Raw genomic sequence first — 14,287 nt, 5'->3', positions numbered from 1 at the left:
GCCCGTGGGGGCGGTGCCCACGTCCTCGGGCGGGGCGGCGTCGATGCTCATGGGCCGAACCTACCCCCGGGACCCGTCGCCGCGACAGGGCCACCCCGGGCAACGCGGGTTGAGTTGTCGCGGGTGTTCGACGGCGGGACCCGCGACAACTCAACCCGCGTTGCGGACGGACGGACGGACGGACGGACGGCGTCGAGCTCTCAGTTCCGGAACCGGATGCCCGACGGGCTCGAGTAGAACCCCGCGGCCAGCAGCGCCGCGGCCAGCGGCGTGCCGAGGACGGGCCCGCCGTTGACCTTCTCCAGGCTCAGCCGCTCGGTCCGGCCGGTGCGCAATGCCCACACGAGCGCCTCCGCCGCGGCCCGCAGCTCGCCCGGCTCCTCCGTGAACGCGAGCAGTGTGCGCCCGCCGCGCTCCATGTAGAGGGCCAGCCGCCCCGAGATCAGCACGACGACGGCGCCCGCCTTCCGGCCCGGGCGGTGGCCCGTGGGCACGACGCCGTCCGGCCCAGCCGGCACGGACGGCCAGTCCAGCGCGGCGCCGTAGGGGTTCGCCGGATCCGTCGCGGCCAGGGCGAGGGCGAGCGGGGCGGCGTCGACGGCGGCGTCCTCCTCGTCCCGCTGGAACCCGCGCAGCCGATCCACGACGGCGCCGGTGGAGAACTGCGCGCCGCCCAGCCCGTCGACGAAGTGGCCGCGGCGCACCTGTCCCGCGTCCTCCATCCGGGTGAGCAGCCGGTACTGCCCCGCGAATCCGCCGGGCACCTCCTCGGCCACCACGGAGCCGCGCGTGATCACGCCGTACCGGTCCAGCAGCAGCTCGGCGGTGGCGTGGGCGCGGATCGTGGGGTCCTGCTCGGCGGCCGGCAGCAGGGACCAGCGGCCGGCCGAGCGGGCCTGCTCGGCGGCCGAGAGCCCGACGGTCCCCGCCGTGAGGCCGGCCGAGCCCCGGGCGCCGTCCTCGGGCGAGGTGAGCCCCGCGTACCGGCCACGCCCGCGCACCCCGGCCAGCCGCCCGCCGAGCCCGCGCCCGGCCGCCGCCCCCGCGGCCCCGCCCGTCCGCGCGGTGCGGGCCCGCGGGCTCTGCCGGCCGGTGCGGTGCGCGGTCTTGCCGAGCGAGAGCAGGCCGCGGACGGGGGCGAACGTGTCGTTGCCGACCCGGCCGTCCCACACCAGGCCCCACAGCGCGGCCAGCACCGCGGGGCCGCGGGCCAGGTCGGCCGGGTCGCGGTGCGGGTCGGGGCCGCCCGCCCCGCCCCCAGCCAGACAGCCCAGCCCCCGTGCCGCCGTCGTCGCCCGCCGCCTGCGCCGCCCGCACCCGCTCCACGAGCTGGGGGAAGAACCAGGCCCCGCCGCCGGCGAGCACCTCGAGCACGGCCGCGCGCAGGGCGGCGTCGGCCCGCGTCTCCTCGGCGGGCTCGGGCAGGCGCAGCGTGAGGTCTACGGCGTCGGCGGGGTGCAGGGCCACCCAGCCGTCGTTGCCGGTGGCCTCCCCGACGCCGGACCACACGTACTCGCCCGTGGCCAGCAGTTCGTCGAGCAGGGCGGGGGCGTAGTCCCGCACGCGGGCGGGCAGCACGAGGGACTCCCACGCGCTCGCGGGCAGGGGCGTGCCGGCCAGCTGGTCCAGGACGGTGGCCACCCCGTCCACGCCCTCGAGCGTGGCCGGCGGCCGCCAGGCCCCGTCGCGCCCCGCCCGCGGCCGCAGGTGCTGCCAGTCGGCGAGGAACCGGGCGTACGCGGCCTGGTCCACCGGCTCGACCTCGGCGCGCAGCGCGGCGAGGGAGCGCATGCGGATCCGCCGCAGCACCTCGGCATCACACCACTCGGCGTCCAGGCCGGTGGCTCCGGGGGTGCCCTCCGGCCGGAACGCGCCCGTGCTCACGCGGCGCTCGGTGGCCAGGCGCTGCAGCACCGACAGCACGACGGCGCCCCCCAGCCCCAGCGCGGCCCCCGCCTCGGCGGCGGTGAAGGGGCCGTGGGTGCGGGCGTAGCGGCCCACGAGGTCCCCGAGCGGGTCGTCGACCGGGTCGAGGAACGCGGTGGGCACCCCGTGCGGGATCGGCGTGCCGAGCGCGTCCCGCAGGCGGGCGGCGTCCTCGACGGCGGCGAACCGCTCGACCCCGTCCTGGCGCAGGCGGAACGCGCGGCCGGCGCGCTCGAGCTCCGCCAGCATCCCGGCGACGGCGTCCTCGTCCGCGGCCTCCTCCGCCTCCCCCTCCCCCTCGGCCCGGGTGCGCCGCGCGGCCTCCGCCGCGGACAGCGGGCCCAGCAGGCGCAGCAGGTCCGCCACGCCCTCGACCCCGCGGGCGCGCCGGTCGGGTGCGAGCCGCTGCAGCTGGGCCTCGACCTCCGCGATGACCTCGGCGTCGAGCAGCTCGCGCAGCTCCTCCGTGCCCAGCAGCTCGGACAGCAGTGCCGGGTCGAGGGAGAGCGCGGCGGCGCGGCGCTCGGCCAGCGGGGAGTCGCCCTCGTAGATGAACTGGGCGATGTAGCCGAACAGGATGGACTGGCTGAACGGCGAGGGCGCCGTCGTCGTGACCTCCACGAGCCGGACGGCCCGCGAGGCCACCCGCCCCGCGAGCTCCTTGAGCGCAGGGAGGTCGTAGACGTCCTGGAGCACCTCGCGCACGGTCTCCAGGATCACGGGGAACCGCGGGTGCTTCCGTGCCACGTCCAGGAGCTGCGCGGACCGCTGCCGCTGCTGCCACAGGGGGGTCCGTCGCCCGGGATCACGGCGCGGCAGCAGCAGGGAGCGTGCCGCGTTCTCCCGGAACCGGGCGGCGAACAGCGCGGACCCGCCGACCTCCGCCGTGACGATCTCCTCCAGCTCCTCGGCGGTGAACTCGAACAGCTCCGCGCCCGGCGGCTCCGCGTCCATCAGCGGGATGCGCAGCACGATCCCGTCGTCGGCGGCCATCGCCGCTCCCGAGCCGGTCTCCAGCCCGTACCGCTGTGCCAGCCGCGCCCCCACCGCGAGCGCCCACGGGGCGTGCACCGCCATGCCGTAGGGGGAGTGCAGCACGACGCGCCAGTCGCCGAGCTCGTCCGTGAACCGCTCCACCACGAGCGTCTGCTCGGTGGGCAGCACCCCGGTGGCCTCGCGCTGGTCCTTCAGGTAGGCCAGGAGGTTGTCCTGCGCCCACGGGTCCAGGCCCGCGGCGGCCAGGCGGGCGCGGCCGGCCTCGGGGTCCGCGTCCAGCTCGCGGCGGAAGCGCCCGACGGCGTCGCCCAGCTCCGCCGGCCGGCCCGCGGCGTCGCCGCGCCAGAACGGGAGCTTGCCGGGCTGCCCGTAGGCGGGCAGCACCAGGACGCGGTCCGCGGTGATGTCCACGATGCGCCAGCTCGTGGCGCCCAGCAGGATGACGTCCCCCACGCGGGACTCGTAGACCATCTCCTCGTCGAGCTCGCCGACCCGGCGCCCGCCGGAGCGGGCCGAGCCCGCGGACGCGGTGCCCGCCGACTCGGCCGTGTCCCCGGCCGCCGCGCCGCCGGGGGTGCCGTCCGCGCCGCCGTCGGAGGCCAGGAACACCCCGAACAGGCCGCGGTCCGGGATGGTGCCGCCCGAGGTGACCGCGAGGCGCTGGGCGCCGGGGCGGGCGGCGAGCGTGCCGTTCTCCCGGTCCCACAGGATGCGCGGGCGCAGCTCGGCGAACTCGTCCGAGGGGTAGCGGCCGGCCAGCAGGTCGAGCACGGACTCGTAGGCGGAGAACGGCAGCGTGGCGAACGGCGCGGACCGGCGCACGAGGTCGAACCACTCCTGCGCGTCCAGGTCCGCGACGGCGACGGCGGCCACGGTGTGCTGGGCGAGGATGTCCAGCGGGTTGGCGGGGATCCGCAGCGACTCGATGCGCCCGGCCGTCATGCGCTCGGCCACGACGGCGGTGTCCACGAGGTCGCCCCGGTGCTTGGGGAAGAACACGCCGCGGGAGACCTCACCCACCTGGTGGCCGGCGCGGCCCACGCGCTGCAGACCGGAGGCCACCGAGGGCGGCGACTCGACCTGGATCACCTGGTCCACCGCGCCCATGTCGATGCCCAGCTCGAGCGAGCTCGTGGCCACGACGCAGCGGATCTGGCCGGTCTTCAGGGCGTCCTCCACGATGGCGCGCTGCTCCTTGGACACGGAGCCGTGGTGGGCGCGGGCGAAGTCGGAGACGGTGCCCGATCCGGTGCCGGTCTGCCCGGCCACCTGGGCGGGTCCGTGGAAGCCGGTCGGGTCCGGTGTGCGGAAGCCGGGGACGGCGTCCGGGTGCTCGGCCGCGGCGGCCGCCTCGGCGCGGGCCTCCCAGATCTCGTTGAGCCGACCGGTGAGGCGCTCGGCCAGGCGCCGGGAGTTGGCGAACACGAGCGTGGAACGCCGCTCGGCCACCAGGTCCACGATCCGCTCCTCGACGTGCGGCCAGATGGACCCGCCCGTCACCGCGCCCTCGTCGCCGAGCCCGCCCGTCGAGGAGCCGGGCCCCAGGTCGTGGGCTGCGGCGGGGGAGGAGAGGTCCGTCAGGTCCGGCACCGGCACCGTGACCGTCAGGTCCCAGCGCTTGGCCGAGGCGGGCCGCACCACCGTCACCGGCTGCGTGCCGCCGAGGAACCGGGCCACCTCGGCGGCCGGCTCGACCGTGGCGGACAGGCCGATCCGCTGCACCGGCGTGTCCAGCAGGGCGTCCAGGCGCTCGAGGGAGACGGCCAGGTGGGCGCCGCGCTTGGTCCCGGCCACGGCGTGCACCTCGTCCACGATCACCGTGCGGACCCCGGCCAGCGCCGCGCGGGCCTGCGAGGTGAGCATGAGGTACAGCGACTCGGGCGTGGTGATGAGGATGTCCGGCGGATCCTGCTGCAGGCGCCGCCGCTCGGCCGCCGGGGTGTCCCCGGAGCGCACACCCACCCGCACGCGCGGCACGGGCCTGCCCTGGTGTGCGGCGGTCTGTGTGATGCCCACCAGCGGGGCCCGCAGGTTCCGCTCCACGTCCACGCCGAGCGCCTTCAGCGGCGAGACGTAGAGGACGCGGGTGGCCGCCGTCCCCTCGGCGGCGGGCTCGCGCACGAACGAGTCGAGCGCCCAGAGGAAGGAGGAGAGGGTCTTGCCTGAGCCGGTCGGCGCGATCACCAGTGCGTGCCGCCCGGAGGAGATCGCGTCCCACGCGCCGAGCTGGGCCGGCGTCGGGGCCTCGAACGCGCCCGTGAACCAGGCGCGCGTGGGCTCGGTGAACCGGCCCAGGACGACGTCGGCCGCGGGCGTGGCCGTGCCCGCTGCGGTCTCCGCGGGCCCGCTCATGCGTGGTGGTACGGTCGGCCGGCGGAGATCTCCTGGGCGCGGTAGACCTGCTCCGCCAGGATCAGCCGCACGAGCTGGTGCGGGAAGACGAGCGGGGACAGGGACCAGACGCGGTCCGCGCGGGCGTGGACCCGGGCGTCCACCCCGTACGCGCCTCCGATCACCATCGTCACCGGGGCACCGACGTCGAACCGGCCCTGCAGGTGCCGCGCCAGGCCCGGCGAGTCGAACGCCGTCCCCCGCTCGTCCAGCAGGATCAGGTGCTCGTCCGCGCCGACCGCGCCCAGGATCCGGTCCGACTCCTCCGTGCGCGCCGCCTCCTCCTGCCGCGCGGAGTGCGGCAGCAGACGCCACGAGAGGTCGTAGGGCCTCTTGAGACGCCGCTCGTAGCGGTCGATCCCGTCGACGACCCACGCCTCATGCTTCTTGCCGATGGCCAGCACCCGAACAGACATGGCCCCATGATCGCACCGGCCGCGGACACGGTACGGGGGTCGGCCCCCGCCGCTCGGTTACGCTCGCCGGGGCGGGGTGCCTGGCTCCGCACCGGAAGGGGGCCCATGACGTCGACCGCACGGTCCCCGCGGGTGTCCCGCCGCGCCGCGCTCGGCCTCGGGGTCGGCGCCCTCGCGGTGGGCGGGGTGGCCGTCGTCACCGACCTGGCCGGCGCGCCCGCCGGGCCGCTGGGCGCCAACGCGACGGCCCTGTACGGCATGCGCAGCTCCACCGGCCATACGTACGCGGCCCTGCCCGGGCGCGCCGGACGCATCGACGTGTACCGGCCGCCGGGCCAGGGCCCGTTCCCGGTCCTCGTGTGGAACGCGGGCTCCGGCTGGCGCAGCGATCGCGGCTACAGCGACGGTGTCGACGTCGCCCGCGGCCTGGTCCCGCACGGCTACGCCGTCGCCGCGTTCTCGGTGCGCAGCTCCAAGCAGGGCACGTTCCCCGCCCAGGTGGAGGACGCGACGGCGGCGGTCCGCTGGGTGCGGCGCAACGCCCCGGGCCTGCAGCTGGACGCGGGGCGGGTGGCCGTGGCCGGCTCGTCGTCGGGCGGTTGGAACGCCCTCATGGCCGGCCTCACGGGCGGACAGGACCTGGACCGGGAGCAGGTGACGCCGCCCGGCCGGGAGGTGCCCGACGGCGGCCACGCGATCCCGGAGGAGGACCGCGTCCAGGCGATCGTGGACTTCTTCGGCCCCACGGACTTCCTGACGATGAACCGCCAGATGCTCCCGGGCGCGTGCGCGGACTACAACCGCGCGAACCGGCTGAAGCACTGCCACCTCGACGACCGCAGCACCAAGTCGGACATGCTGGGGGTGCCGGTCCTGGCCTCGGGCGGCCTGACCCGGCTGGCCTCCCCGATCGCGCACCTGCGCCCGGACTCGCCGCCCCTGCTGGTCGTCCACGGGCGCAAGGACGTCACGGTGCCGTGGGGGCAGAGCCTCGAGCTGTACCGGGCCGCCGAGGCCGCCGGGCTGCGCACGGCGTTCTACTCGGTGGCCGAGGGCGGCCACGACCTGGGCATGATGACCGCGAAGACCCGCAGCGCGGAGGTGCTCCGCAGCGGTGTGCCGGCCAGCGCCGTGCACGCCACCATCTCGTGGTCCGCGGTGGCCTCGTTCCTGGACGCCGTCCTGCCGCGCTGAGGCGGCGGCCGGACCTGCCCCGGCATGGCGAAAGCCCGGGAGCACGAGGCTCCCGGGCTGCACATCTGGCGGTGACGGTGGGATTTGAACCCACGGTACGGGGTTACCGTACACAGCATTTCGAGTGCTGCACCTTCGGCCGCTCGGACACGTCACCAGACCAGGACACCCTACCCGAGCCGTGGCGGCGCGCCCAAACCGGTCGCCCGCCGTCGTCGGGCACGGGCGCGTTCAGTCGCGCTGTGCCGCGAAGAACCCCCGCAGCAGCGCCGCGCTCTCCTCGGCGCGGACGCCGGCGCGGACCTGCACCCGGTGGTTGAAGCGGGGGTCGCGGACCACATCCAGCACCGAGCCGCACGCGCCCGCCTTCGGGTCCCACGCCCCGAACACGACGCGCGGGATGCGGGCCAGCAGCAGCGCGCCGGCGCACATGGGGCAGGGTTCGAGGGTCACCACGAGGGTGCAGTCCGTCAGGCGCCAGCCGTCGCCTGCCCCGGAGGCGGCCCGCAGCTCCGCCCCGCGGCGCAGCGCGAGGACCTCGGCGTGGGCGGTGGGGTCGTGGTGCTGTTCGCGCTCGTTCCCGACGACGGCCAGGACGGTCCCGTCGCCGGCCACGAGCGCGGCGCCGATCGGCACGTCGCCGGCCGCTCCGGCCGCGCGGGCGGCCCGGAGTGCCAGGCCCATCCACGCGTGCTCCTGCTCGGCCGTGGGCGCGGGGGAGGGGACGGGGGCGGACACGCGGCCAGCCTAGCGGCGGTGTCGGCGCCCCCGCGGGCGCGGGGACGGGCGGAGGGGCGCGCGTGGGCGGTACCGTGGGCGCCATGCGCGTCCACATCGTCGACCACCCGCTCGTGGCCCACAAGCTCAGCGTCCTGCGGGACAAGAAGACCCCGTCCATGATCTTCCGGCAGCTCACGGAGGAGCTCGTGATGCTGCTCGCCTATGAGGCGACGCGCGACGTGGCCATGGAGGAGGTGCGGATCGAGACCCCGGTGACCGAGACCACCGGCTTCCGGCTGGCCCGCCCGCGTCCGTTGGTCGTGCCGATCCTGCGCGCGGGGCTCGGGATGCTGGAGGGGATGACCAAGATGGCGCCGTCCGCCGAGGTCGGGTTCCTCGGCATGGCCCGCAATGAGGAGACGCTGGACATCGTCACCTACGCGGAGCGGCTGCCGGCCGACCTGTCCGGGCGTCACGTGTTCGTCCTGGACCCCATGCTGGCCACGGGCGGCACGCTGATCGAGGCCATCCGCTTCCTCTACCAGCGCGGCGCGGCGCGGGTCACGTGCCTCTGCCTGCTCGGAGCGCCCGAGGGCATCGAGCGGTTGGAGGCGTCGCTGGGCGACGTCGAGGTGGACCTGTACCTGGCCGCCGTCGACGAGCGCCTGGACGAGCGGTCCTACATCGTCCCCGGCCTCGGCGACGCCGGCGACCGCCTCTACGGTCTGGCGGAATGACCTGAACGGACCTCCGCGTCCGCCACGAGACGGCCACGGCCCCCGCCCCCACCCGGCGGGGGCCGTGGCCGTCTCGTGGGAGCGTCTCCGGCGGGGACGTCAAGCGGAGCCGCGAATGTGTCGTCCATCTAGTGGACGTCGAGGCCCGCTGTGACCCGTCATCACGGCGTCACATGGCAAACCTGGAAGTCGCCTGCATAAATATTCCGCATACTCACTCATCCTGTGGCACACCCTGCCCTGTCGAACAATGAAAGAGTTATGCGGGCGAGCCGAGCGGCCGCGCAACGCTATTCCGATCCGCGAATAGTGATGTTGAGCACATTCAGGACTCGTTCTCTCAAATAGTGAGACAAAACCGCGAACGTTACTTGCCAGTCCCCTCGGTGACGTCACATTCTTGTCATGTGACGCCTCGTCCGCCGCACCGACCGAGCGGTGGAGGGGCCATGAGCCGAAAGAGGAGTGGTGGCCATGGGTCAGTCCGCCGGATACGTGCACATCTCCGTCCGCAATGCGCAGCGCCGGGCCGACGGCATGTCCCGCCGAGGCCAGGCCCGTGCAGGCCTGCGCCTGGCCGGTGGCACCGACGCCCCCGACTCCCAGACGGCGCCGACGCCGGTCCTGGCGCCGAACGGCATTCCGGGCCCCCAGGCGGTGGCCCGGGAGAACGAGGCGCGTGGGTTCGTCATCTACGTGGGCATGGACGAGCTGGCCGCCTCGGCCGCCGGCACCTCCCTCACGCGGCTGGCCAACGAGCTGCGCCACTACGTGGAGTCCCTCGTCCCCGGCGCGGAGTCGCACGCCGCCGTCGCCCTGGCCCCCGCCGGCGCGGAGGGCCGCGACCTCGAGGTCGTGCGCCAGGTGCTCGGCGATCCGACCGTGCAGGGCAGCACCCGTCCCGACCTGGCACAGGCGCCGGCCCCCGTGTCCACGCGCCAGCCCGGTGTGCTGATCGACCTCTCCCGGCGCGAGGTGCAGCTGGACGGCGAGTCGCTGAACCTCACCTTCAAGGAGTTCGAGCTCCTGAACTACCTCGTGGAGAACGGCGAGCGCACCGTCGGCCGCGAGGAGTTGCTCGACGCCCTGTGGCGCAACGCCGACGAGGTGCCCAACGAACGCACCATCGACGTGCACATCCGCCGACTGCGCGCCAAGCTCGGGCGTCTCGCGAACACCGTGCGCACCGTGCGCGGCCAGGGCTACCGCTTCTACCGCCACCCCGAGGTGGTCGTGTGGGCGGCACCGGAGTACAGCATCTGACCCGCGCCCGCCCGTGTCCGACGACGGCCCCCGCTCACCCGAGCGGGGGCCGTCGCCGTAGCCTGGCCGCATGAGCACCGCCGACGCGAAGACCCTGATCGTCCTCCGGCACGCCAAGGCCGGCTGGCCCGACGCGGCCGACGACCACGCCCGCCCGCTCGCCGAGCGGGGCCACGCCCAGGCGCCCGCCGCCGGCGACTGGCTCCGCGAGCACGACCTGGTCCCGGACGCCGTCGTGTGCTCCGATGCGCTGCGCACCCGTCAGACGTGCGTGTGGGTGTGCGAGCGCCTGGGCGAGCTGGCACCCACGCCCTACCTGGACCCGCGGCTGTACGGCGCCGACGCGGCGCGGGCCCTGGCCGTCGTCAACGAGACGGAGGAGGCCACGCGACGGCTGCTGGTGGTGGGCCACATGCCGTGGGTGCAGGAGCTGGGCATGCGGCTGATGAGCCTGGACTCGGACCAGGACGCGGCGCTGCGCATGAGCGAGCACTACCCGACGCTCGGGATGCAGGTGTTCCGGGTGGAGAAGCCGTGGGCCGAGCTCGACGGCCGCGACGCCGCCCTGACGCACTTCGTGGTGCCGGGGCGCTGACCTCCGCGGCAGGGCGCATGGCGGAGGAGCGCGCCGACATGACGAAGGCCCCGCTCCTGCAGGAGCGGGGCCTTCCGATCGTGCGCCCAAAGGGATTCGAACCCCTGACCTTCTGTTCCGTAGACAGACGCTCTATCCAGCTGAGCTATGGGCGCATCATCCGATCCGCCGGAGTGGCTCGAACTCGTAGAACACTACAGGACCTCGCTGACGAAGTGCAAATCGGCGGTCTGCGGCGGGGGTGTGGCGGAGGCGCGGTCATGATAGCCGCGCTCGGGTAGCATGGCAGGACCGTGCGGCCACAACGATGTGGTGCGCGCTTCGGCGGTGCACGCATCGGAGTGGACGGGACGGAACGGCCCCGGACCCCAATGGGAGGACTCTCGACCATGGCTGACAACGCCACCACCTCGTTCGCGGATCGCGCCCTGGCGGACGCGCCCACGGACTACGCCCAGCTGCGCGAGTGGGTCGCCCAGATCGCAGAGCTGACGCAGCCGGACTCCGTTCAGTGGGTCGACGGCTCCGAGGAGGAGCGCGACCGCCTCGCGGACGAGCTCGTGGCGGCGGGCACCCTGACCCGCCTGGCCGAGGACAAGTTCCCCCACTCCTTCGCCGCGTTCTCCGATCCCGCCGACGTCGCCCGCGTGGAGGACCGCACCTTCATCTGCTCCGAGAAGGAGGAGGACGCCGGCTTCACCAACAACTGGATGGACCCGGCGAAGATGCACGGCATCCTCGACGACGCGTTCACCGGCGCCATGCGCGGCCGCACCATGTACGTGATCCCGTTCGTGATGGGCCACCTCGACGCCGAGGACCCGAAGTACGGCGTGGAGATCACCGACTCCGCCTACGTGGTCCTGTCGATGCGCATCATGGCCCGCATCGGCCAGGACGTGCTGGACAAGATGTCCCGCGAGCAGGCCTTCTACGTGCCGGCCGTGCACTCCGTGGGCGCCCCGCTGGAGCCGGGCCAGGAGGACGTGCCGTGGCCGTGCAACGAGACCAAGTGGATCGTGCACTTCCCCGAGGAGCGCTCCATCTGGTCCTTCGGCTCCGGCTACGGCGGCAACGCCCTGCTCGGCAAGAAGTGCTACGCGCTGCGCATCGCCTCCGTGATGGCCCGGGACGAGGCCTGGCTCGCCGAGCACATGCTGATCCTCAAGCTGACCAACCCCGAGGGCCGGTCCTACCACATCACCGGCGCCTTCCCGTCGGCCTGCGGGAAGACCAACCTCGCCCTCATCGACCCCACGATCGAGGGCTGGAAGGCCGAGACCCTGGGCGACGACATCACCTGGATCCGCGCCGGCAAGGACGGCGAGTTCCGCGTGATCAACCCGGAGACCGGCTACTTCGGCGTCGCCCCCGGCACCGGGTGGTCCACCAACCCGAACGCCATGCGCGCGATCTCCAAGGGCAACTCCATCTTCACCAACGTCGCCCTCACCGACGACGGCGGCGTGTGGTGGGAGGGCATGACGGACGAGGTCCCCGAGCACCTCACCGACTGGCGCGGCAACGACTGGACGCCCGAGTCCGGCACCCCGGCCGCCCACCCGAACTCCCGGTTCTGCACGCCCATCGAGCAGACGGACATGCTGGCCGACGAGTACCGCGACCCGCGGGGCGTGAAGCTGGACGCCATCCTGTTCGGCGGCCGCCGCAAGACCACCGTGCCGCTGGTGACCGAGGCCTTCGACTGGGAGGACGGCATCCTCAAGGGCGCCACCCTCTCCTCGGAGACCACCGCGGCCGCCGCCGGCGCCGTGGGCGTCGTGCGCCGCGACCCGATGGCCATGCTGCCGTTCCTCGGCTACGACGCCGGCGACTACCTGGCCCACTGGGTCAGGGAGTCCGGCAAGGCCGACCCGGAGAAGCTGCCGCGCATCTACCTGGTCAACTGGTTCCGCCGCAACCGCGACGGCGGCTTCGCCTGGCCCGGCTTCGGCGAGAACTCCCGCGTCCTGAAGTGGATCGTGGAGCGCCTCGAGGGCAAGGCCGAGGCCGAGGAGACCCCGATCGGCCTCGTGCCGGCCGCGGGCTCGCTCGACCTGTCCGGCATCGAGGTGTCGGCCGAGGACCTCGAGGACGCCCTCAAGGTCGACGCCGCGGAGTGGGCCGAGGAGAACGAGCAGATCGAGCAGTGGCTCGGCCGGTTCGGCGAGTCCCTGCCCCAGGCCATCCGCGACCGCTTCGAGGCGCAGAAGGCCCGGTTCGCCCAGGCCTGAGCCCCGCCGCACGCGGAACGGCCCGCACCCCGTGAGGGGTGCGGGCCGTTCCGCGTTCCAGGGCCGGATCAGGCGGCGAGCCAGAGGTCCGGGCCGAAGATCTCGTAGCGGATGGACCTCGCGGGCACGCCGGCGTCGATCAGCTTCGAGCGGGTGGACTGCATGAACGCGAGCGGGCCGCACAGGATGTAGTGCCCGTCGCGGGGCAGTTCGACGTCGTCGAAGTGCATCACACCCTCGACGGTCGTGACGCCCTCGGGGTCCTGTTCGGGTCGCACCCCGAGGAAGAGGCGGGCGTCGCCGTGCGGCAGCGCCGCCAGGGACTCCGCCACCTGTTCCCGCAGGGCCACGGCCTCCCAGGACGCGTCGCCGTGGAAGAGGAGGACCTGGCGGTCCGAGCCCTGCCGGGCGAGGGCGTCCAGGATCGCCGCGGCCGGGGTGATGCCGATGCCGGCGGTCGCCAGGACCAGGGGAGCGGTGGAGTCCTCGTCCTCGAGGGTGATGTCGCCGTAGGGGTTGGACAGCTCGATGACGTCGCCGACCTCCACGTTCTGGATGAGCACGGGCGAGACCTCGCCGCCCTCGTCCAGCTTCACGGTGATGACGCGCTCGGTGGCGGACCCGGCCTTCTCGGAGAGGGAGTACTGGCGGCACTGGCGCAGGCCGTCCTCGACCTTCAGTCGTACGGACACGTAGCCGCCGGCCTTGCCGCGGGTTTGCGGGGTGTCGTCGGCCGGCTCGAAGCGGAAGGTGACGGCCGCGTTGCCGGTGGGCTCCTTCGCGACGACCTTCCAGTCCGTCCACATCCTGTCGTTGGCCTGCTGGGCGTAGAGGCCCTTCTCGATCTTGATGAGGGCGTCGGCCATGAGCCAGTAGACCTCGGTCCAGGCGTCGGCCACCTCGGGGGTGACGGCGTCGCCGAGGACCTCGCCGATGGCCCAGAAGAGGTTCTCGTAGACGAGCGGGTACTGCTCCTCCACGATGCCGAGGGCGGTGTGCTTGTGGGCGATGCGGAACAGGACGGCCTCGGGCAGGGTGCCCGGGTTCTCGAGCAGGTGCACCGCGAACTTCACGATGGATCCGGCGAGGGCCTGGGCCTGCTCGCCGTTGCGCTGGTTGGCGCGGGAGAAGACGCCGTCGAGGAGCTCGGGGTGGGCCTCGAACATGTGGGCGTAGAACAGGGGCGTGATCTCCGGCATGTGCTCGGCGACGACGGCGGCGGTGGCCTCGATGACGGGGTGGGACTTCTCGGACAGCACGGGAGTCTCCGTCTCCTCGGTGGCGAATCTTGCGCTGCCTTTGCCAGATTACACCCGGCCGTCGCCGTCGGGAACTCGCCCCCGGGCCGTTCCCTCAGTGCGCCACGGGGATCTCCGGCAGGCCCAGCAGCACGGGCCCGCCGACAGGCCCGGCGCTCACCAGATCCCGGATCCGCACGGTGTCGAGCTCGGCGAGGAAGGCCTCGCGTGCGCGGTGCAGGGCGCCGCGCAGGCGGCAGTCGCCGGCGTAGGGGCACGCCACCCCGGAGTCGCGCCCGGCGCAGTCGATCACCTCGTCGCGGCTGCTCAGCGAGCGCACGAGCTCGCCCACACGCTGGTCCAGACCGGCCGCGGCGATCATGGCCCCGCCGTGCCGACCGCGCAGCACCTCGATGGTCCCGCGGCGACGCAGCTCGGCGACCGCCTTGATCACGTGGTTGTAGGGCACCTGGATCCGGTCCGCGATCTGCTGGCTGGTGAGCCGTTCCCCCTCGGCGGCCGCGAGCGTCATCAGCACACGCAGGCAGACGTCGGTGTAGGCGCTCAGCTTCATCCC

At 74.0% G+C, this 14,287-nt stretch carries 9 protein-coding genes, 2 tRNA genes and 1 pseudogene; 5 read left to right on the top strand and 7 right to left on the bottom strand.

Annotated elements, in window-relative coordinates:
- Nucleotides 1-200: 200 nt before the first annotated feature.
- Together J1M44_RS04920 and J1M44_RS04915 are read right to left on the bottom strand one after the other, a co-directional pair.
- A pseudogene (locus J1M44_RS04920) lies at nt 201-5,274 on the bottom strand (ATP-dependent helicase).
- Nucleotides 5,271-5,729: a 23S rRNA (pseudouridine(1915)-N(3))-methyltransferase RlmH gene (locus J1M44_RS04915; protein WP_174233347.1), complete on the bottom strand. Its 459-nt coding sequence runs from the start codon at nt 5,727-5,729 to the stop codon at nt 5,271-5,273. Before J1M44_RS04915 ends, J1M44_RS04920 begins: the two are co-directional and overlap by 4 nt.
- A gap of 105 nt (nt 5,730-5,834) precedes the next feature.
- Here J1M44_RS04915 and J1M44_RS04910 point away from each other — a divergent pair, with 105 nt between their 5' ends.
- Nucleotides 5,835-6,923, top strand: coding sequence for an alpha/beta hydrolase (locus J1M44_RS04910; RefSeq protein ID WP_036383691.1), 1,089 nt, complete (start codon nt 5,835-5,837; stop codon nt 6,921-6,923).
- 66 nt (nt 6,924-6,989) lie between these two features.
- On the opposite strand, the gene J1M44_RS04905 is transcribed toward J1M44_RS04910, so the two are convergent.
- Together J1M44_RS04905 and J1M44_RS04900 are read right to left on the bottom strand one after the other, a co-directional pair.
- A tRNA-Ser gene (locus tag J1M44_RS04905) sits at nt 6,990-7,080 on the bottom strand.
- A gap of 74 nt (nt 7,081-7,154) precedes the next feature.
- The gene (locus J1M44_RS04900; RefSeq protein ID WP_145032445.1) at nt 7,155-7,661 is read right to left on the bottom strand and encodes a nucleoside deaminase; all 507 of its coding nucleotides are present in this window, start codon (nt 7,659-7,661) and stop codon (nt 7,155-7,157) included.
- Nucleotides 7,662-7,744: 83 nt separating this feature from the next.
- Between J1M44_RS04900 and upp the strand changes: the two genes are divergently transcribed.
- The 3 genes from upp (at nt 7,745) to J1M44_RS04885 (ending at nt 10,238) form a co-directional block, all read left to right on the top strand.
- Nucleotides 7,745-8,380, top strand: coding sequence for a uracil phosphoribosyltransferase (gene upp / locus J1M44_RS04895; RefSeq protein ID WP_010079486.1), 636 nt, complete (start codon nt 7,745-7,747; stop codon nt 8,378-8,380).
- A gap of 474 nt (nt 8,381-8,854) precedes the next feature.
- Nucleotides 8,855-9,643 carry a winged helix-turn-helix domain-containing protein gene (locus tag J1M44_RS04890; protein WP_002854132.1) on the top strand — a complete coding sequence of 263 codons (789 nt, stop codon included), beginning with the start codon at nt 8,855-8,857 and terminating at the stop codon, nt 9,641-9,643.
- A 70-nt stretch (nt 9,644-9,713) separates the two neighbouring features.
- Nucleotides 9,714-10,238 carry a SixA phosphatase family protein gene (locus J1M44_RS04885; RefSeq protein WP_049160846.1) on the top strand — a complete coding sequence of 175 codons (525 nt, stop codon included), beginning with the start codon at nt 9,714-9,716 and terminating at the stop codon, nt 10,236-10,238.
- A gap of 81 nt (nt 10,239-10,319) precedes the next feature.
- Here the strand turns inward: J1M44_RS04885 and J1M44_RS04880 are convergent.
- A tRNA-Arg gene (locus J1M44_RS04880) sits at nt 10,320-10,393 on the bottom strand.
- A gap of 234 nt (nt 10,394-10,627) precedes the next feature.
- Between J1M44_RS04880 and J1M44_RS04875 the strand changes: the two genes are divergently transcribed.
- Nucleotides 10,628-12,472 (top strand): phosphoenolpyruvate carboxykinase (GTP), encoded by a 1,845-nt coding sequence (locus J1M44_RS04875; protein ID WP_098471177.1) that lies wholly within the window; start codon nt 10,628-10,630, stop codon nt 12,470-12,472.
- A gap of 68 nt (nt 12,473-12,540) precedes the next feature.
- On the opposite strand, the gene J1M44_RS04870 is transcribed toward J1M44_RS04875, so the two are convergent.
- Together J1M44_RS04870 and J1M44_RS04865 are read right to left on the bottom strand one after the other, a co-directional pair.
- Nucleotides 12,541-13,731 carry a globin domain-containing protein gene (locus J1M44_RS04870; protein ID WP_060775567.1) on the bottom strand — a complete coding sequence of 397 codons (1,191 nt, stop codon included), beginning with the start codon at nt 13,729-13,731 and terminating at the stop codon, nt 12,541-12,543.
- A 94-nt stretch (nt 13,732-13,825) separates the two neighbouring features.
- Nucleotides 13,826-14,284: an RrF2 family transcriptional regulator gene (locus J1M44_RS04865; RefSeq protein WP_002858036.1), complete on the bottom strand. Its 459-nt coding sequence runs from the start codon at nt 14,282-14,284 to the stop codon at nt 13,826-13,828.
- Between the last annotated feature and the right edge of the window lie 3 nt (nt 14,285-14,287).

The organism is Micrococcus sp. KRD128 (assembly GCF_017168395.1).
GTDB classification, from domain to species: Bacteria; Actinomycetota; Actinomycetes; order Actinomycetales; family Micrococcaceae; genus Micrococcus; species Micrococcus luteus.
The sequence above is the reverse complement of the archived record's forward strand: the minus strand, read 5'-3'. Positions and strand labels throughout refer to the sequence as shown.

Coding starts and splice junctions, on each gene's coding strand:
- J1M44_RS04875 (WP_098471177.1), top strand. CDS start 10,628: ATGGCTGACAACGCCACCACCTCGTTCGCGGATCGCGCCCTGGCGGAC.
- J1M44_RS04910 (WP_036383691.1), top strand. CDS start 5,835: ATGACGTCGACCGCACGGTCCCCGCGGGTGTCCCGCCGCGCCGCGCTC.
- J1M44_RS04885 (WP_049160846.1), top strand. CDS start 9,714: ATGAGCACCGCCGACGCGAAGACCCTGATCGTCCTCCGGCACGCCAAG.
- upp (WP_010079486.1), top strand. CDS start 7,745: ATGCGCGTCCACATCGTCGACCACCCGCTCGTGGCCCACAAGCTCAGC.
- J1M44_RS04865 (WP_002858036.1), bottom strand. CDS start 14,284: ATGAAGCTGAGCGCCTACACCGACGTCTGCCTGCGTGTGCTGATGACG.
- J1M44_RS04890 (WP_002854132.1), top strand. CDS start 8,855: ATGGGTCAGTCCGCCGGATACGTGCACATCTCCGTCCGCAATGCGCAG.
- J1M44_RS04915 (WP_174233347.1), bottom strand. CDS start 5,729: ATGTCTGTTCGGGTGCTGGCCATCGGCAAGAAGCATGAGGCGTGGGTC.